Below are 18,414 nucleotides of genomic sequence, written 5' to 3'. Positions count from 1 at the left end.
ACCGGCGGCCGCACCAGCCCCGCCCGCTCGCCGAGCCGCTCGACCGGCAGCTCCAGCGGCACGAACGACCGGCCCATGTCCATGCGGCCCGGCGCGGCGAAGTAGTCGGGGAACGCCTGGAACCGGAACTCGATCTCCGGGTCCTTCTCCAGGAACTCCACCAGCTCGGGCGCCGTCGCCAGGAACGCCTCCCGGCGCTCCTCCTCGGCGTCACCGAGCAGCGCCCGCAGGTACGTGCGCGCCGCCTCCGTCGAGTCGCCGAGCCCGGCCCGCTCCTGCACCCGCGTGCCGGGCAGCCAGATCGCCGACCCCGAGTACGCGGACGTCCCGCCGAGCACCGCCGTCTTCTCCAGGACGGCCGTCCGCAGCCCTCCGGAGGCCGCGGCGAGCGCCCCGGCCATCGCGCCGGCCCCCGAACCGGCCACCACCACGTCGTACTCGTCGTCCCAATTCGCCACGGTGACGTCCCCTCCAGGCTCGCGATCCCGGCGCGGGCACAACGTAAACGTGGCGTGCGACACGGGGGGCCGGCGCGTCCCACTGACCGGTATCGGCGATCGCGGGAAAGGCGCCGAGCCTGGATATTCTTCCTTGTCAGCACACCGATGGACCGGGGGGAGGACCGTGGCGAGGATCGCAGCGGCGAGGATGTCCGCCGAGCCCAGCTCACCCGAGCAGCACGACCGGCGGCAGCGCATCCTCCGCGCCGCGTCGCGCATCGGTACGGAGAAGTCCCTCGAACGCGTCCAGATGCACGAGGTGGCGAAGGCGGCCGGGGTGGCGATCGGCACCCTGTACCGGTACTTCCCGTCGAAGGTGCACCTGTTCACCGCGGTGATGGCGGCGCAGGTCGACCGGCTCCGCGAGCAGGTGTCCGAGCCCGCGCCCGGCGTCGCGCCCGAGGACGCGGTCGCCGACCTGCTGGTGCAGGCCAGCCGGAACCTGATGGCGCAGCCCGTCCTGTCGGCGTCGATGCTGCACGCGTCGAACACCGCGCACGTCGCGACCGTCGCCGACACCGTCCACATCGACAGCACGTTCCGCGAGATCCTGCTGCGCGCCGTGGGCATCGACGTCCCGACCGCGCAGGACGTCACGCTCGTCCGGCTGCTGATGCAGTGCTGGTACGGGGTGCTCCAGTCGAGCCTGAACGGCCGCGCCTCCATGGCGGACGTGGAGAGCGACATCCGGCTCGCCTGCCGGCTGCTGCTCGCCCCCCGCTCCAACGCGTCCGCGACCGACTCCCCGAACGACTCCGCCGACGGGGCGGCCTCCCAGTGATCGGGACGGTCCCGGCGGGGCGGCCGGGGCCGCGGCTAGCGTGCCGCCATGAATCGCTATGACGGCGTGAAAGTGCTGCTCACCGGGGCGGCGTCCGGCATCGGACGGGCCACGGCGATCCGCCTCACCTCCGAGGGCGCCGCGGTCTACGCCGTGGACCTCGCCGAGAAGGGCCTGGCCGAGACCGCCGCAGCGGTCACCGGGCCCGGAACCATCGCGACCCGCACCGCCGACGTGACCGACGAGCCCGCCGTGATCGCGGCCGTGGCGGACGCGGCGGAGACCCTCGGGGGCATCGACGTCCTGGTCAACGTCGCGGGGATCCACAAGACGACCCCCATCGAGACGCTGACCGTCGACGACCTGAACCGGCTGTTCTCCGTCAACCTCGTCGGCACCGCGCTGTTCTGCCGCGAGGCGCTCAAGCACCTGCCCGACCGCACCGGCGTGATCGTCAACACCGCCTCGCTGTCGGCCACGCAGGGCAACCCGTACATGACGGCGTACTCGGCGTCCAAGGGCGCCGTCCTGGCGTTCTCCCTCAGCCTCGCCGCCGAGCTGGCCGCGCGCCGCATCCGCGTCGTGCCGATCTCCCCGGGCGCGGTCGACACGCCGCTGGTGCGGTCGCCCGACATGTTCCCGCCCGGCCTCGACCTCGACTACTTCTCCAAGATCCGGTCCTACTACGGCGCCGCGCGGCCCGAGCAGATCGCCGCCGCGATCGCGTTCGCCGCGTCGTCCGACGCGGGCTACTACACCGGTGCCGACTTCCGCGTCGACGGCGGCGCCCACACCTAGGAGGCAGACATGGCACGGAAGGCGAGCACGGCACGCACCATCGCCGTCAGCGGTTCGGCGTCCGGCATCGGCGGGTCCCTCGCCGGGATGCTCCGGGACGCCGGCGAGACCGTCATCGGCATCGACCTGCGCGACGCCGACGTCTGCGCCGACCTCAGCGTCCCCGAGGGCCGGGCGAGCGCGGTCGCGGAGACGCTGGAGAGGGCCGGCGGGCGGCTCGACGCCGTCGTGGCCTGCGCGGGCGTCTCCGACTTCACGGTCATGCCGGTCAAGGTGAACTTCTTCGGCGTCGTCGGGCTGCTGGAGGGCCTGCGCCCCGCGCTCGCCGCGGCCGAGGCGCCGCGCGCCGCCGTGGTCGGCTCGATCTCCGGCACCCACCCGGTGGACGACGACGTCGTCCGCGCCTGCCTGGAGGGCGACGAGCCCGCGGCGATCGCGGCGGCGACGAAGGTCGAGGAGAGCGGCGCCGGCGGCCGGCTGTACCCGTCGTCGAAGTCGGCGCTCGCGCAGTGGCTGCGCCGGGTCTGCACCACCCCCGAGTGGGCGGGCGCGGGCATCCCGCTGAACGCGATCGCGCCGGGCGTCGTGAAGACCCCGATGAGCGCCCCGCTGTTCGAGGACGAGGGCATGTTCGAGATCATGAAGGAGGCCGTCCCGATGCCGCTCAACGGCTTCGCCGGCCCCGAGGTGATCGCGTCGGCCCTGGACTGGCTGATCTCCCCGGCCAACACCCACATGACCGGCCAGGTCATCTACGTGGACGGCGGCGCCGAGGCGACCCTGCGCGACGCGGCGCACTTCTGACCTGCGCGACGCCGCGCACTTCTGACCTGCGCGACGCCGCGCACTTCTGACGGGCACCGGTGGCCGCCCCTCGCGCCGAGGGCGGCCACCGGTGGGTCCGAAGGCGGGGGCGGTCAGTACTTGCTGGTGCCGGTGTTGTCGAGCGCGGCGACGCTGTAGGCCGCGTAGGTCTGGTGCGGGTCGCGGCCCTCGAAGTACGGCGTGATCTGCGCGCCGAACTCCTCGACGGAGAACACGCCCTCGGCGGCGGTGAACTTCTGCTCCACGGTCGGCGCCGCCATCAGCGCGACCATGTCGCCGTACACCACGAACACCTGCCCGGTGATCTTCTCGGACGCGGGGGAGGCCAGGTAGCCGACGAACGTGCCGACCCGCTCGGGCGCCATCACGTCCACGCCGCCGGGCGCGGTGCCCTCGGCGAACGTCGCCTCCGTCATCGCCGTCCGGGCGCGGGGGCAGATCGCGTTGGCGCGCACCCCGTACCGGCCGAGCCCGGCGGACGTCGACAGCGTCAGCGCGACGATGCCGGCCTTGGCGGCGGAGTAGTTCGGCTGGCCCGCCGACCCGAACAGGAACGCCTCCGACGCGGTGTTGATCACGCGCCCGTAGACGGGGCCGCCGGCGGCCTTGCTCGCGGCGCGCCAGTGCACGGCGGCGGCGCGGGACACCGACGCGTGCCCCTTCAGGTGGACGTGGATGACGTCGTCCCAGTCCGACTCGGAGAGGTTGAACAGCATCTTGTCGCGGAGCACGCCCGCGTTGTTGACCAGGACGTCCAGCGAACCGAACGTGTCGACGGCCGCCGCCACCAGAGTGTCGCCCATCGACCAGTCGCCGACGTCGCCCTTCACCGCGACGGCCGCGCCGCCCGCCTTCTTGATCTCGGCGACGACGTCGTCCGCGGCCGGGCCCATGTCGTTGACGACGACGTTGGCGCCCTGCGCGGCCAGGGCGAGGGCCTCGGCGCGGCCCAGCCCGGCGCCCGCGCCGGTGACGATGGCGGTGCGGCCCGCCAGGGAGAGGTCGGCGTTCATCGAAGCCTCCGGGTCGGTGTGTTCGGTTGCCGGTGACGGAGGCTAGTACGAATTCTACTTCTACCCGGGAGCCGGTCCCGCTGAGCGGGTGCCGGAGGTACCCGCCATCGGCGCGACCGCTGAGTGGGACTCTCGTTGCCTCCCGATGAGAACGAATTCTAGTGTGGCGGGCATGACGCTGAACCTGGCGACCCTCTTCGAGGCCGTGGCGGCGGCCGTCCCGGACCGCCGCGCCCTCGTCTGCGGCGACCGCGGGCTGACCTTCGCCGAGCTGGACGCCCGCGCGGACGCGGTGGGCCGCCGGCTGCGCGCGGCGGGCATCGCGCCGGGCGAGCACGTGGGCCTGCACATGCTGAACGGCACCGAGTACGTCGAGACGCTGCTCGGCTGCCTCAAGGCCCGCGCCGTGCCGGTCAACATCAACTACCGGTACACCGACCGCGAGCTGCACTACCTCTACACCAACGCCGAGCTGACCGGCCTGGTCGTGGACGACGCGTTCGCGCCCGCCGCCGCCCGCGTCGCCGGCGACTGCCCGGACCTGCGCGCCGTCACCGTCGTCCGGACCGGCGAGACCGCCGAGAAGCCCGAGTGGCCGGACCGGATCAGCGTCGAGGACTACACCTCCGAGCCCGGCGAGCCCGACCCGTCCCTCCGCGAGGGCCGCAGCGCCGACGACCGCTACGTCCTCTACACGGGCGGCACGACCGGGAACCCCAAGGGCGTCGTCTGGCGGCACGAGGACTTCTACTTCGCCGCGCTGAAGGGCGGGAACCCCTACGGCGACCCGCGCCTCACCGCCGGCGAACTCGCCGAGACCGCGAAGGACGGCTTCGAGCTGAGCTTCCTGCTTACGATGCCGCTCATGCACGGCGCCGCGTCCTACACGCTGCTCATGGCGCTGTTCACCGGCTCCAAGACGATCCTGATGCGGCGCTTCGACCCGGTCGACGCGCTCCGCACGATCGACCGCGAGCAGCCCATGATCGTCGCGGTGGTCGGGGACGCGATCGCGCGCCCGCTCGCCGACGCGATCCGCGCGCACGGCGCCGGCTACGACCTCTCGTCGGTGAAGGTGCTCGGCTCCGGCGGCGCGATCCTGTCGCGCAGCGTCCAGGACGAGTTCGCCGAGCTGATCCCCGGCATCCACATCAACAACGGCTTCGGCGCGTCCGAGTCGGGCGTGGACGGCAACATCAGCGTCGGCGACGACGGCCTGATGCGCCTCGCCGCCGACCCCCGCGTCACCGTCGTGGACGCGGCCATGCGCCCCGTCGCGCCCGGCTCGGACGAGGTCGGGTACGTCGCCCGCTCCGGCAACGTCCCGCTCGGCTACCACAACGACCCGGAGAAGACCGCGAAGACGTTCCCCGTCATCGACGGGAAGCGCTGGTCGATCCTCGGCGACATGGCCCGCGTCGAGGAGGACGGCACCGTCGTCGTCCTCGGCCGCGGGTCCGGCTGCATCAACACCGGCGGCGAGAAGGTCTTCCCCGAAGAGGTCGAGCAGGCGCTCAAGGCGCACCCCGCCGTGATGGACGCCCTCGTCGCCGGCGTCCCCGACGACCGCTTCGGCGAGCGCGTCGCCGCCGTCGTCGAGCTCCGCCCGGATGCGTCCGCCACCGTCGAGGACCTGCGCGCCCACTGCCGCGAGCACCTCGCCGGCTACAAGATCCCCGCGGCGGTCACGTTCACCGACGCGGTCGTCCGCTCCCCGAGCGGGAAGGCCGACTACCGGTGGGCCAAGCGCGTCCTCACCGCGACCGACTGACCCCCGGACCGCCCGACACCGGTCTGACCAGACGGGTCTGATCACACCGGTCTGACCACAGCGGCCCCGGCCCGGCCGGGGCGCCCGCCACGCACTCAAGGAGATCCTCCATGCCCGAGGCCGTCATCGTCGATGCCGTCCGGACGCCGGTCGGCAAGCGTTACGGCGCCCTGTCCGGGCTCCACCCGGCCCAGCTGCTGGGGTTGACGCAGCGCGGGCTGCTCGACCGCGCCGACGTCGATGCGGCCACGGTCGGGCAGGTCGTCGGCGGCTGCGTCACCCAGGCGGGGGAGCAGTCCAACAACGTCACCCGCAACGCGTGGCTGTACGCGGGCCTGCCCTACACGACCGCGTGCACGACCATCGACTGCGCGTGCGGCTCGTCCCAGCAGGCCGTGCACCTGATCGCCGGGCTGATCGCGGCCGGGACGATCCACACCGGCATCGGCTGCGGCGTCGAGGCGATGAGCCGGGTGTTCCTCGGGCAGGCGCTGACCCCGGAGACCGGCAGCCCCGCCCCCGAGGGCTGGGAGATCGACTACCCCGACCAGTTCACCGCCGCCGAGCGCATCGCGAAGAAGCGCGGCGTGACCCGCGAGGCCGCCGACGCGCTCGGCCTGGCCTCGCAGGCCAAGGCGAAGGCGGCCTGGGCGGACGACCGGTTCGCGGGCCAGATCCTCCCGGTCGAGGCGCCCGTCATGACCAGGGAGGGCCCGACCGGGGAGACCGCCGTGGTCACTCGCGACCAGGGGCTCCGCGACACGACCGCCGAAGCGCTGGCCGGGCTGAAGCCGGTGCTGCCGGACGGCATCCACACCGCGGGCAACTCGTCGCAGATCAGCGACGGCGCCGCCGCCGTGCTGCTGATGTCCGCCGACCGGGCCGCCGAGCTGGGCCTGCGCCCCCGCGCCCGGATCGTCGCGTCCGGCATGGTCGGGTCCGACCCGTACTACCACCTGGACGGGCCGATCGAGTCGACGCGGCACGTCCTGGACCGGGCGGGCATGAAGCTGTCCGACATCGACCTCGTCGAGATCAACGAGGCGTTCGCGTCGGTCGTCCTGTCCTGGGCGTCCGTGCTCGACGCGGACATGGACAAGGTCAACGTCAACGGCGGCGCCATCGCACTCGGCCACGCGGTCGGCTCGACCGGCGCCCGCCTCATCACGCAGGCCGTGAACGAGCTGGAACGGTCCGACCGGTCGACCGCCCTCGTCACGATGTGCGCGGGCGGCGCGCACTCCACGGCCACGATCATCGAACGGATCTGAGCAATGACCATCGGGCTGACCGAGGAGCACCGCGACCTGCGCGACGCCGTGCGCGCCTTCACCTCCCGGCAGGTGACGCAGGCCGCGGTCCGCGCCAGTGTGGACGCCGACCGCGCGAAGGCGCCGGAGTTCTGGACCGACCTCGCCGCGCAGGGCCTGCTCGGCCTCCACCTCCCCGAGGAGGCCGGAGGCGCGGGCTACGGCATCGTCGAACTGGCCGTGGTCCTGGAGGAACTGGGCCGCGCCATGACGCCGGGGCCGTTCCTGCCGACCGTCCTGTCGAGCGCCGTCCTGCACCGCGCCGGCCACACCGAGCACCTGCCGTCCCTGGCCGACGGAACGAAGACCGCCGCCCTGGGCCTGGACGCGGGCACCCTCGAACTCACGGGAACCACCCTCACCGGCAGGTCGGGCCCCATCATGGGCGCGCCCCTGGCGGACGTGTTGATCGTCCCGGCCGAACAGGGCGGCGAGACGACCTGGGTCGTCCTCTCCCGAGACGCCGCCGTGGTGGACGAGCACCCGAGCCACGACCTGACCCGCCGCCTGGCCACCGTCGAGGTGACCGGCGCGCCCGTCACCGTCCTGGACATCGACGCGCAGACCGTCCGCGACCTGGCCGCGGTGCTGTTCGCGGCCGAGGCGTCCGGGCTGGCCGACTGGGCGACGGCGACCGCCGCCGACTACGCCAAGGTCCGCGAGCAGTTCGGCCGTCCCATCGGCCAGTTCCAGGGCGTCAAGCACCGCTGCGCCCGCATGCTCGCGCACGCCGAGCAGGCCCGCGCCTGCGCCTGGGACGCGGCCCGCGCCCAGGACGAGCCGGCGTCCGAGGAGGCATCCCTCGCTGCCGCCGTAGCGGGAGCGACCAGCGTCGAAGCGGCGTTCCAGACCGCCAAGGACTGCATCCAGACCCTGGGCGGCATCGGCTTCACCTGGGAGCACGACGCCAGCCTCTACCTGCGCCGCACGCAGACGCTCCGCGTCCTGCTCGGCTCCACGGCGTCCTGGCGCCGCCGCGTCGCCCGGCTCACCCTCGACGGCGTCCGCCGCGAACTGAGCGTCGAACTCCCGCCGGAGGCCGAGGAGATCCGCACCGGCATCCGCGCCGAGCTGGAGCCCGCCAAGGCCCTCACCGGCAAGGAGCGCACCACCTACCTGGCCGACCGCGGCTACACGTCCCCGCACCTCCCGGCCCCCTGGGGCAAGGGCGCGGACGCCGTCACCCAGCTGGTCATCGCCGAGGAGATGCGCGCCGCCGGCCTGCGCGCCCACGACATGATCATCGGCAACTGGGTGGTGCCGACGCTGATCGCGCACGGCTCGCCGGCCCAGCACGAGCGGTTCCTGCCCGGCTCCCTGCGCGGCGACATCCGCTGGTGCCAGCTGTTCTCCGAGCCGGGCGCGGGCTCCGACCTCGCGGCCCTGTCCACCCGCGCGGAGAAGGTCGAGGGCGGCTGGAAGATCACCGGGCAGAAGGTGTGGACGTCCATGGCCCGCGAGGCCGACTGGGGCATCCTGCTCGCGCGCACGGACCCGTCCGTCCCGAAGCACAAGGGCCTGTCGTACTTCCTCCTGGACATGAGGTCCCCGGGGATCGACATCCGCCCGCTCCGCGAGCTGACCGGCGACACCCTCTTCAACGAGGTGTTCCTCGACGGCGTCTTCATCCCGGACGACCTCCTGGTCGCCGGCCCCGGCGACGGCTGGAAGCTCGCCCGCACCACCCTCGCCAACGAGCGCGTGTCGCTGTCCAACGACTCGTCCCTCGGCAGCGGCGGCGAAGCCCTTCTCAAGCTGGCCAAGGACGCCGACGACGAGCGCCTCACCACCCTCGGCGGCATCCTCTGCGACGCCCAGTCCAGCAGCCTGTTCGGCCTGCGCACCACGCTGCGCACGCTCGCGGGCGGCCAGCCGGGCGCCGAGTCGAGCATCGGCAAGCTGATCGGCGTCGAGCACATCCAGCAGGTGTGGGAGACCGCCGTGGACTGGATCGGCCCCGAGGCCCTCACCGGCCGCGGCGAGGGAGGCATGGGCGACCCGACCTGGATGTTCCTGAACTCCCGCAACATGTCGATCGCGGGCGGCACCACCGACGTCCAGCTGAACATCATCGGCGAGCGCATCCTCGGCCTGCCCAGGGACGCCGCATGACGATCGACCTCCCCTCGGGCACCCGGCCCGCCGGAGTGGACGCGGCCGTCGAGGCGGCCCGCCGCGTCATCGACGCCCTCGTCCGCTCCGGCGACATGACGGACGCCGACATGGCGTCCGTCACCGGCCGCCTCAACGCCGTCGCCGACGACCTGGAGGCGACGGCCCCGCTCCTGCGCGACCGCCTGGTCGACATGTGGCGCGGCGACGGCATGACCCGCCACGACCCCGTCACCGGCTCGGAGAACCCGATCGCCCCACCCGTCGCCTACAGCGCCGTCGACTCCCGCACCATCGAGGGCACGGTCACGCTGGGCCTGCCCTACCAGGGGCCGCCGTCCAGCGTCCACGGCGGAGTCTCCGCACTCCTGCTCGACCACACCCTCGGCGTGGCGAACGGCTGGGCGGGCAAGTCAGGGGTGACGGCGGAACTGACCCTCCGCTACCACCACCTGACCCCCCTCTTCGAGCCGCTGACGATCACCGCCCGCCAGACCTCCGTGGACGGCCGCAAGATCCGCACCACCGGCGAGATCAAGGCGGACGGCAGGACCTGCGTCTCCGCCGAGGGACTCTTCATCGCCAAACATCCGCCACGCCCCCGCTGACGGAGGTATCGGGGCATGATGGACATATGAGCGATGACGAGCGGTCCGAGAACACGGATGGCCGTTGGCGGGCCCTGCCGCCGCGCGTCCAGCTGGAGGACACGGTGCCCGGCCAGGAAGTCCCGCCCAAACCCCAGGTGATAGCCGACCCGAGCAGCGCCGAAGTCGACGAGGCGACCCGCTACCCGATCTAACCCTTCCGGAAATCCTCCCCTCCGGCGCGTGCGGGCGGGCTTGTCAATCCGCAAGCGGCTGGTTCGCCGCGCGCAGAGCGTCCCACGCGTCGGCCACGGGGCCGACATGCCGGAGCTTGTCCGGGTTGTTCACCGTGCGGATCGTCTGGATCCGGCCGTCGAGGACGTCCAGCGCCCACGTGCTGAGGACCTTGCCGTCCCGGTCGCGGACGATCGCGCCCGGCTGCCCGTTCACCTCCCGCTGCTCCAGCACGGCGCCGGCCCGGACGAACCGCGAGACGGACCAGGCGAGCGCGTGCGCCACCTTCCCGATGCCGATGATCCGGCTGCCGAGCTGCGGGGCCTTGCCGCCGGCGTCGCCGACCATCTGGACGTCGGCGGCCAGGAGCTCCCGCAGCCCGTCGACGTCCCCTTCCCGGAAGGCGTCGAGGAACCGCGCGGCGAGCTCCGTGCGCTCGGTCCGGTCGGCGGTGAACCGGGTGCGGCCCGCGTCCATGTGGCGGCGGGCCCGGACCGCGAGCTGGCGGCACGCGGCCTCGGAGCGTCCGACGGCCGCCGCGACCTCGTCGAAACCGAACCCGAACACGTCCCGCAGCACGAAGACCGCGCGTTCGAGCGGGCTGAGCCGCTCCAGCAGGAGCAGGGCCGCCATCGACAGCGAGTCGGCCAGTTCCACCGCGCGCTCCGGGTCCTGGTAGGGGTCGGTCAGCAACGGCTCGGGGAACCACGGCCCGGCGTACTCCTCCCGGCGCAGCCGGGCCGACCGCAGCACATCGATCGAGATCCGGGTGACCACCGCCGAGAGGAACGACTTGGTGGACGCGGGCCGGGTCGGGGAGGCCGTGTACCGCAGCCAGGTCTCCTGGACGGCGTCCTCGGCCTCGCTGACGCTGCCCAGGATCCGGTAGGCGATCGAGAACAGCAGCGGCCGCAGCTCCTCGAAGGACTGGTCCTCGCCGCCCGTCACCAGGCCACCGGTCCGTCTTCGGCGAAGAAGCCGGCGGTGGGCCCGTCCGCGTCCAGCGTGGCCAGGCGCACCACGGTCGCGGCGCCCTGCGCGACGGTGAGGAACCCGGTGTGGTTGTTGCTGTCGGTGTCGACGAACCCGGGCGCCACGGCGTTGACGAGGAGGCCGTCCTTCCGCAGCTCGTTGGCGTAGTGCACGGTCAGCGCGTTGAGCGCGGACTTGGACGGCGAGTACGCCGCCGACGGCAGCAGCGCCGCGAAGGGGCCGTCCGGGTCACTGAGCAGGGTCAGCGACGCGGCGTGGCTGCTGACGTTCACGATGCGGGGCGCCGGGGAGCGGCGCAGCAGCGGCAGCATCGCGTTCGTCACCGCGATCACCCCGAACACGTTGGTCTCGAACACGGCCCTGACCATGTCCAGATCGACCGTACTGGGCACCTGGTCGGTGGCGTCCGCCGGGGAGACCTGGCCCGATCCGGTGATCCCCGCGTTGTTGACCAGCACGTCGAGGCGGCCGGAGCGCTCCCCGATCAGGCGCGCGGCCGACGCGGCGGTGGCCGGGTCGGTGACGTCCAGCGCGACCGCGCGCACGTCGCCGCCGCCCGCCTCGCGCAGTGCCGCGGCGGCCTCCTCGCCGCGCCGCGCGTCCCGGGCGCCGAGGAAGACCGTCATGCCCAGCGCGGCGAGCTGCTCGGCCACCCCGCGCCCGATTCCCTTGTTCGCCCCGGTGACCAGCGCGACCTTCCGCTTCCCGACCTGCTCGACCTGCTCGCTCATGGTGTCCCGCTCCTCAGGGTGCTTCTGATGAACCCGTCTTCGAGACCCGAGACGAGACAGCCGCGCCCCCTGTGACACGCCGAGCGGAAAACCCTGCGAAGCGGCCTTCACGAGCCCGAGCCTCCGGGGAAGGGGGCGGGACGGTCGCCGAGGAACTCGTCCAGGAGGACGAAAAGGACCTTGAGCACATGGCGCTCGTCGTCCTCCGGCAGCTCCCAGCTCTGCCACCCACCCGGGAGGGCGATGTGCCGGACCTGCCCCTGCCAGCCGTGGGAGCAGTCCGCGCCCCGCCGGGCGACGAGCCATTCACGCCACCCCTGGAGACCAGGCCCGCCGTGGCGGCGGGCATGCTGGTCATAGCCCTCCAGGAACGCTTCGACCCCGGCGAGGCGCCCGCCGTATACGTACATGCTCGGACGTTTGGCCATGTTGGCGAAGTACTCGCGTTCGTCCACCATGCCGCCAGTCTCCGACACTCTCCGCCAGTGCCCGACACTCTCCGCCAGTGCCCGACACTCCCCGACACTCTCCATCAGCCTCCGGCGCTCCCCGACAGTCTCCGAAGTCGAAGCGGCGATCAGATCAGCTGCCAGCGGCGGGGTCGTGTTCGTAGACGCTGATGTGACGCCAGCTCTCGGACGTGTACGGTTCGCCCTTCCAGCCGCCCCACCGTTCGCGCAGGCGGAGCCCTGCGAGCCGGGCCATCAGGTCGAACTCGGGCGGGTGGGCCAGGCGGAGCCTGATGGGGTCGAAGGTGATGCCCGACGTGCTGATCCGGACATGGTTCTTGTCCAGGATCTGCGTCACGGGGTCGTACCGGCAGACGTCCAGGCCGACGCTCCCGGCGTCGATGCGCTCCGGGTCGACGAACCGGTGGCCGGGACGGGCCGGGGCGGTGGGGACGCGGCATTCGAGGACGAACGCCCCGTCCCCGTCCAGGTGGCGGGCGGCGTTCTGGAAGCAGCGGACCTGGTCGTCCTGGCCGAGGAGGTTGCCGATCGTGTTGAACACCAGGTAGACGAGCCCGTAGGTGCGCCCGGTCGTGACGCGGGACATGTCGCCCATGGTCACGTCGATGCGGTCGCCGTCCGGCTTCGCGCGCAGCCGGTCGACCATGGCCGGCGACTGCTCGATGCCGTCCACCCGGACGCCGGCGGCCCGTGCCAGCGGCAGCGCGATGCGGCCGGTGCCGACGGCGAGTTCCAGGACGGGACGCCCGTCCGCCAGGCCGGCGAGGAACGCGACCGTCTCCCGCTCGTCGCCCCGGGTCTCCTCGGCGTCGTAGTGCGCGGCCACGTCCTCGCCGAAGCTGGTCCGCGGATCGAAGCCCTTCATGTGCGCGTCCTTCCGTTCGGTGCCATGAGGACGAGTCCACGCCGCGCGCCCGCTCCCGCCAATCGATGTAGCGTGGGGCTTAATGATCAGCTTCGAGCTCGGGGTCGAGGACCTCGCGGACACCCGGTTCGCGCTGTCGCCGCTGGACGAGACGTGCCTGAGCCTGCGCGTCCTCCGCGAGCCCGGCCTGCAGACGCTGCACCTGCCATGGCGCCGGGCGGCGCTCGCCCGGCTCGACCCGGACGACGTCCGCCTGCTGATCTCCCTCGTCGGGACGAGACTGGCCATCCCGGACTTCCTGGCGCCCCGCCCCACGACCTTCGCGCCGCGTTTCGAGGACCAGTTGTCCCTCGTCCGGCGGACGCCTCCGGAGAAGGTCCGCAGGGACATGGAGGCGGCCCTCGTCAAGGCGAAGCCCCCGGACGACGCCTCGGCCGCCGAGCTCCGCGACGACGCCTGCGACGTCCTGCTGCGCTACTGGCGGACGGCGGTCGAACCGGTGTGGCCGCAGATGCGGCTGGTGCTGGAGGCCGACATGACGTACCGGGCGCGGCAGCTGGCCGTCGGCGGCGCCCGCCTGCTGTTCGCCGACATGCACCCGAACCTGACCTGGCGGGACGGGGTCCTCTCCATCGACAAGATGATCGGACGGCATCACGTCGCGGCGTCCGGGCGCGGGCTGCTCCTCATGCCGGCGGTGTTCGCCCACAAGCCCGCCCCGCCCGTCCACCCGGACGAGCCGCCCAGCCTGTCCTATCCGTGCCGAGGCGTTGCCACCCTGTGGACACCGGCCCCGGCCCCCGACACCGCCGCCCTGTCGGCGCTGCTCGGCGCGCGCCGCGCCGAACTGCTCGCCGTGCTCGACGAGCCCCTGCCCACGATCGAACTCGCGCGCCGCCTGAACGTGACCCCCAGCGCCGTCTCGCAGCACCTGCGGATCCTGCACGACGCGGGGCTGCTCACCCGCGCCCGGGACGGCCGGCACGTCCTGTACCGCCGCAGCGCCCTCGGCGACCGACTCGCCGCCCCGCACCTCGACCGGTGAGAACGAGCCGTCGCGGGGGTCAGTACTGGAAGTCGCGCGGCCGCTGCTGGAGGCTGACCCAGTGGTTGGTCGTGAACTCGTCCACGACCCAGTCGCCGCCGAAGCGCCCCAGCCCGGACGCCTTCTCGCCGCCGAACGCGATATGGACGTCGTCGTTCACGGTGGTGTCGTCGATGTGGGTCATCCCCGCCTGCACCCGGAGCGCGAAGTTCAGGCCCCGGTCCCGGTCGCCGGAGTAGACGCCGCTCGACAGCCCGTACTCGGTGTCGTTCGCCAGCTGAAGGGCGTGGTCCTCGTCGTCCGCCTTGACGATGGTGGCGACCGGCCCGAAGACCTCCTCGGCCGCGGTGGCCACCGTGTTGTCACCGAGGAGCACCTGCGGCGGGAGCACCTGCCCCGTGGGCCCCACCGGGTCACCGCCCAGCAGCAGCTCCGCGCCGTCCTCGACCGCCCGCGACACCTTCTCGCGGATCGAGTCGAGCTGCTTGGCGTTGATGACCGGCCCCAGCTGCGTCCCGTCGTCGCGCGGGTCGCCGTAGCGCAGTGACGCCGCGGCGGAGACGAACAGGTCGACGAAGGCGTCGTGGACGGACGCGTCCACGATGATCCGGTTGGTCGCCATGCACACCTGGCCCATGTGGAAGTAGCTCCCGTACAGGGCGCCCGCCACGGCCTGGTCGAGGTCGGCGTCGTCCAGCACCACCAGTGGGCCGTTGCCGCCCAGTTCGAGCGCGAGCCTCTTCAGCCCGGCCTTCGCGGCGATGCCCCGCCCGACCGGCGTCGACCCGGTGAAGGAGATCACCCGCGGGACCTCGTGCTCCACGATCGCGTCGCCGATGTCGCCGCCCTTGCCGATGAGCACGCTCAGCAGGCCCGGCGGCAGCCCCGCCTCCTCGTAGACCTTGGCCAGGAACAGCCCGCCGGTGACCGGGGTGTCGCCCGCCGGCTTCAGCACGACCGCGTTGCCGAGCGCCAGCGCCGGCGCCACGGAGCGGTTCGACAGCTGGACGGGGAAGTTCCACGGGCTGATCACCGCCACCACGCCCGCCGCCTGCCGGTAGACGCGGTTCTCCTTGTCCGGGATGTCGGAGCCCGTGCCCATGAACGTGTTGATCCGGTCGGCCTGCTCGGCGGCCCGCTCCGTGACGGCGCGCACCAGCGCCAGCTCCATCCCGGCCCGGCCCCGCGTCGCCCCGGCCTCGCGCTGCAGCCAGTCGACCAGCTCGCCCTCCCGGTCGGCGAGGACGCGCGCCGCGTTCGCCATCACCTCGGCGCGCTCGGCGGCGGGCCGCGCCGCCCAGTCCGGTTGCGCGTCGCGCGCCGCCCGGTACGCCTCGTCGAGGTCGTCCGCGCCGGCCAGGGGGATCTCCGTCAGCACGTCCCCGGTGTAGGGGTCGGTGTCCTCCCGGCTGCCGCCCGCCCGGCCGGCCCGCCACTCGCCCGCGATGGGCATCCGGTCGAACCCCGTGTAGACGTCGAGCATCGTTCCCCCCGCCATGGTGTGCCTCCTCGCATCGGCCAACGGTCCTTCTGCCCTTGCCCGGACGGGCCCGTCCACACCGCCCGCCCGGCAAAAACACCCCCTCATCCCCGAGATGTCACATTCCGGGCGGCTATCCCGTCCGCACGGTGAAGCCACGGAAAGAGCCCAGTTGGAGGAATCATGAGCGCGCCCATCCTGGTCACCGGCGGAACCGGGACGATCGGACGGCAGGTCGTCCCGCTGCTGCGCGGCGCCGGCGCCGACCTCCGGGTGCTCAGCCGGCAGACCCGCGAGCCCGCCGACGGCATCGAGTACGTGACCGGCGACCTGTTCAAGGACGAGGGCGTCGAGGCCGCCCTGGACGGGGTCGAGACCGTCCTGCACCTCGCCGGCGGCAACAAGGGCGACGAGGTCGTCGCGCGCAACCTCACGCGGGCCGCGGCGAAGGCGGGCGTGCAGCACCTGGTGCTGATCTCGGTGATCGGCGCCGACCGGGTCCCGCTCGCCTGGATGCGGACCCAGGTGGCGACCGAGCAGGCCGTCGTGGACTCGGGCGTCCCCTACACGATCCTGCGCGCCGCCCAGTTCCACGACCTGGTGCTGAAGGTCGTGGAGAGCATGGCCAAGCTGCCGGTCGTCCCGGTCCCGGGCGGGCTGCGGTTCCAGCCGGTCGACACGCGGGACGTCGCCCCGCGGCTCGTCGAGCTGGCGCTCGGCGCCCCGGCGGGACGCGTCCCCGACCTGGCCGGGCCCAAGGTGTACGGGCTGGGCGAACTCGTCCGCGGGTACCTGGAGGTGCGCGGCAAGCGCCGGATGACGATGCCCGTCCGCATCCCGGGCAAGGCCGGGCGCGCCTACCGCGCCGCCGACAACCTCACCCTGGAGGGCGCCGACCACGGCACCCGCACCTGGGAGGACTTCCTGGACGAGCGCCTCGGCCAGACCGGCAAGCCCCTCACCGGTGCCCGAGCAAGCTGAGCGCGCCCAGCGAGACCGCGCCGACCAGCACCGTCGACAGGAGGCCGAGGAGGAGGCCGCGCCGTCCCGTCCGCAGCAGCGCGCCGACGCGGACGGACGTCCCCAGCCCGAACATCGCCGCCGCGAGCAGCACCGTGGAGACCTCCTTGGCCCCCGTCACGACCGCGCCGGGCACGACACCGGCGCTGCGCACCAGCAGCAGCACCAGGAACCCGGCGACGAACAGCGGCACGATGGGCGGACGCCTCCCGTCCACGGCGCCCCCGGCGCGGCGCTCGATGACGCCCATCCCCGCCACCATGGGCGCGAGCAGCACCACCCGGGTCAGCTTCACGATCACGGCGGCGCCCACGGCCGCCGCACCGGCGGGGGACGCGGCCGCGACGACCTGCGCGACCTCGTGGACGCTCAGCCCCGCCCACATGCCGACGGTCTCCGGGTCCAGCCCCAGCACGTGCGAGCCCAGGAACGGGACGACGGCGATGGCGGCGCTGCCGTAGATCGTCACGAGCGTGACGGCGGTCGCGACGTCCTCCTTCTCGCTGCGGGCGACGCCGTCCATCGCGACGATCGCCGACGCCCCGCAGATCGAGAAACCGGTGGCGACCATCAGCCCCAGGCCGCGGGACACGCCGGTCAGCCGGGCGAGGGCGAGCGTCCCGGTGAACGCGAGCAGCACGGTGGCGACGACCACGGTGAGCATGCCCGGCCCGAGCCGCAGCACCTCCGCGAGGCTGAGCTGGAGGCCGAGGAACACCACCCCGGCGCGGAGCAGCGCGCGGGTCGCCCACCGCAGGCCATGCGCGGTCACCGCGGGCAGCGCCCCGCCGACCAGCACCCCGGCGAGCACCGCGACGGTGAGCGCGCTCAGCGCGGGGACGAGCCGGTTGACCGCCATCGCCACGCCCGCGCCGCCCGCCGCCACCGCCAGGCCCGGCGCCGTCCGCTCCCACCACGACCGTGCCCGCCCGGTGCGGACCGCTTCCAGAACGCTCATGGATCCGAGGCTTCCGCGCACCCGGCCGTCCCGGTACCGGGCGGTTCGGCCTCACGTCATAGCCTGGGGGCATGACCCCCGAGCCCGACATCGAGTCGCTGCGGCTGCTGGTGCTGGTCGCCGAGCGGGGCAGCCTCACGGCCGCCGCCGGGGAGCTGCGGATCAGCCAGCCGTCGGCGAGCAAGCGGCTGTCCCGGCTGGAGCGCCGGCTCGGCGTCCGGCTCGTCGACCGGACCCGGCGCGGCTCGTCCCTCACCCCCGCCGGGACGGCGGTCACGGGATGGGCGCAGCGCGTCCTGGACGCCCTGGCCGCGCTCGGCGCCGGCGTCGAGGCGCTGCGACGCGAGCACACCGGCAACCTGACCGTCGCGGCCAGCCTCACCGTCGCCGAGCACCTGCTGCCCGCCTGGATCGGGGAGCTGCGCCGCGCCGACCCCGACCTGCACGTGGGCATGCGGGTGACGAACTCGGCGCACGTCTGCGAGCTGGCCCGGCAGGGCGAGGCCGACATCGGCTTCATCGAGTCGCCGGGCCGCCCGGCGGGGCTGCGCTCGCGGACCGTCGCGCGGGACCGGCTGGTGCTCGTCGCGCCGCCCGGCCACCGCTGGACGCGCCGCACGCGGCCCGTCCCGGCCGCCGAGGTCGCCGCGACCCCGCTGATCAGCCGGGAGGCGGGCTCGGGCACCCGGCAGGCGGCCCGCCAGGCGATGGCCGCCCAGGGCCTGGACCTCGTCCCGCCGCTGCTGGAGTTCGGTTCCAGCACCGCCGTGCGGAACGCGGTCGTCGCCGGCGCGGGCCCCGCGCTGATCAGCGACCTGGTCGTGGGCGCCGACCTCGCCTCCGGCGCCCTCGCCGAGGTCCCGATCGACGGCGTGGCGCTGGAACGTTCCCTGCGCGCCGTCTGGCGGACCGGCACCACTC

The 18,414-nt window shown here is 73.4% G+C and carries 19 protein-coding genes; 11 read left to right on the top strand and 8 right to left on the bottom strand.

Going from position 1 to position 18,414, the window contains the following annotated elements; genetic code table 11:
• Positions 1–458: FAD-binding protein (locus ETD96_RS21770; RefSeq protein WP_138638317.1), on the bottom strand; the 458-nt coding region annotated here is incomplete at its 3' end.
• 166 nt (positions 459–624) lie between these two features.
• Between ETD96_RS21770 and ETD96_RS21765 the strand changes: the two genes are divergently transcribed.
• Genes ETD96_RS21765 through ETD96_RS21755 form a run of 3 tightly spaced genes read left to right on the top strand, consistent with a single transcriptional unit; the run spans position 625 to position 2,883 of the window.
• Complete coding sequence (locus ETD96_RS21765; RefSeq protein ID WP_171069163.1) at positions 625–1,281, top strand: TetR/AcrR family transcriptional regulator; 657 nt, start codon at positions 625–627, stop codon at positions 1,279–1,281.
• A gap of 48 nt (positions 1,282–1,329) precedes the next feature.
• Positions 1,330–2,079: an SDR family NAD(P)-dependent oxidoreductase gene (locus ETD96_RS21760; RefSeq protein ID WP_138638316.1), complete on the top strand. Its 750-nt coding sequence runs from the start codon at positions 1,330–1,332 to the stop codon at positions 2,077–2,079.
• A gap of 9 nt (positions 2,080–2,088) precedes the next feature.
• Positions 2,089–2,883 (top strand): SDR family oxidoreductase, encoded by a 795-nt coding sequence (locus ETD96_RS21755; RefSeq protein WP_138638315.1) that lies wholly within the window; start codon positions 2,089–2,091, stop codon positions 2,881–2,883.
• A 113-nt stretch (positions 2,884–2,996) separates the two neighbouring features.
• On the opposite strand, the gene ETD96_RS21750 is transcribed toward ETD96_RS21755, so the two are convergent.
• Complete coding sequence (locus ETD96_RS21750; protein ID WP_138638314.1) at positions 2,997–3,917, bottom strand: SDR family NAD(P)-dependent oxidoreductase; 921 nt, start codon at positions 3,915–3,917, stop codon at positions 2,997–2,999.
• Positions 3,918–4,089: 172 nt separating this feature from the next.
• On the opposite strand from ETD96_RS21750, the gene ETD96_RS21745 reads away from it, so the two are divergent.
• The 5 genes from ETD96_RS21745 (at position 4,090) to ETD96_RS44960 (ending at position 9,912) form a co-directional block, all read left to right on the top strand.
• The gene (locus ETD96_RS21745) at positions 4,090–5,688 is read left to right on the top strand and encodes an acyl-CoA synthetase (protein ID WP_138638313.1); all 1,599 of its coding nucleotides are present in this window, start codon (positions 4,090–4,092) and stop codon (positions 5,686–5,688) included.
• Positions 5,689–5,798: 110 nt separating this feature from the next.
• Positions 5,799–6,959, top strand: coding sequence for a steroid 3-ketoacyl-CoA thiolase (locus ETD96_RS21740; protein WP_138638312.1), 1,161 nt, complete (start codon positions 5,799–5,801; stop codon positions 6,957–6,959).
• Between the two features lie 3 nt (positions 6,960–6,962).
• Positions 6,963–9,110, top strand: coding sequence for an acyl-CoA dehydrogenase family protein (locus tag ETD96_RS21735; RefSeq protein WP_138638311.1), 2,148 nt, complete (start codon positions 6,963–6,965; stop codon positions 9,108–9,110).
• On the top strand, positions 9,107–9,718 hold the full coding sequence (locus tag ETD96_RS21730) for a PaaI family thioesterase (protein ID WP_138638310.1): 612 nt from the start codon (positions 9,107–9,109) through the stop codon (positions 9,716–9,718). The genes ETD96_RS21735 and ETD96_RS21730 overlap by 4 nt, the downstream gene beginning before the upstream one ends.
• A 26-nt stretch (positions 9,719–9,744) precedes the next feature.
• Positions 9,745–9,912, top strand: a complete 168-nt coding sequence (locus tag ETD96_RS44960; protein ID WP_171069162.1) for a hypothetical protein — start codon at positions 9,745–9,747, stop codon at positions 9,910–9,912.
• A 43-nt stretch (positions 9,913–9,955) separates the two neighbouring features.
• On the opposite strand, the gene ETD96_RS21725 is transcribed toward ETD96_RS44960, so the two are convergent.
• The 4 genes from ETD96_RS21725 to ETD96_RS21710 all read right to left on the bottom strand — a co-directional run bounded on the left by ETD96_RS21725 (position 9,956) and on the right by ETD96_RS21710 (position 12,990).
• Positions 9,956–10,879, bottom strand: a complete 924-nt coding sequence (locus ETD96_RS21725; RefSeq protein WP_138638309.1) for an RNA polymerase sigma-70 factor — start codon at positions 10,877–10,879, stop codon at positions 9,956–9,958.
• Positions 10,876–11,655, bottom strand: coding sequence for an SDR family NAD(P)-dependent oxidoreductase (locus tag ETD96_RS21720; RefSeq protein ID WP_138638308.1), 780 nt, complete (start codon positions 11,653–11,655; stop codon positions 10,876–10,878). Before ETD96_RS21720 ends, ETD96_RS21725 begins: the two co-directional genes overlap by 4 nt.
• Positions 11,656–11,762: 107 nt before the next feature.
• Positions 11,763–12,113: a hypothetical protein gene (locus ETD96_RS21715; protein WP_138638307.1), complete on the bottom strand. Its 351-nt coding sequence runs from the start codon at positions 12,111–12,113 to the stop codon at positions 11,763–11,765.
• A 124-nt stretch (positions 12,114–12,237) separates the two neighbouring features.
• On the bottom strand, positions 12,238–12,990 hold the full coding sequence (locus ETD96_RS21710; RefSeq protein ID WP_138638306.1) for a class I SAM-dependent DNA methyltransferase: 753 nt from the start codon (positions 12,988–12,990) through the stop codon (positions 12,238–12,240).
• Positions 12,991–13,072: 82 nt separating this feature from the next.
• Here ETD96_RS21710 and ETD96_RS21705 point away from each other — a divergent pair, with 82 nt between their 5' ends.
• On the top strand, positions 13,073–14,035 hold the full coding sequence (locus ETD96_RS21705; protein ID WP_138638305.1) for an ArsR/SmtB family transcription factor: 963 nt from the start codon (positions 13,073–13,075) through the stop codon (positions 14,033–14,035).
• Positions 14,036–14,054: 19 nt separating this feature from the next.
• Here ETD96_RS21705 and ETD96_RS21700 read toward each other — a convergent pair whose 3' ends face one another.
• Positions 14,055–15,533, bottom strand: coding sequence for an aldehyde dehydrogenase family protein (locus ETD96_RS21700; protein ID WP_138638304.1), 1,479 nt, complete (start codon positions 15,531–15,533; stop codon positions 14,055–14,057).
• Between the two features lie 165 nt (positions 15,534–15,698).
• On the opposite strand from ETD96_RS21700, the gene ETD96_RS21695 reads away from it, so the two are divergent.
• On the top strand, positions 15,699–16,496 hold the full coding sequence (locus tag ETD96_RS21695; RefSeq protein WP_138638303.1) for an SDR family oxidoreductase: 798 nt from the start codon (positions 15,699–15,701) through the stop codon (positions 16,494–16,496).
• Here the strand turns inward: ETD96_RS21695 and ETD96_RS21690 are convergent.
• Positions 16,474–17,493, bottom strand: a complete 1,020-nt coding sequence (locus ETD96_RS21690; protein ID WP_138638302.1) for a YeiH family protein — start codon at positions 17,491–17,493, stop codon at positions 16,474–16,476. The two genes, ETD96_RS21695 and ETD96_RS21690, sit on opposite strands and share 23 nt — an antisense overlap.
• Positions 17,494–17,564: 71 nt before the next feature.
• On the opposite strand from ETD96_RS21690, the gene ETD96_RS21685 reads away from it, so the two are divergent.
• A partial coding sequence (locus ETD96_RS21685; protein ID WP_138638301.1) for a LysR family transcriptional regulator occupies positions 17,565–18,414 on the top strand: 850 nt, incomplete at its 3' end.

It is taken from the genome of Actinomadura geliboluensis (genome assembly GCF_005889745.1).
Taxonomy (GTDB): Bacteria; Actinomycetota; Actinomycetes; order Streptosporangiales; family Streptosporangiaceae; genus Spirillospora; species Spirillospora geliboluensis.
Note: the sequence above shows the minus strand (reverse complement) of the source record. Positions and strands in the feature narration are given on the sequence as shown.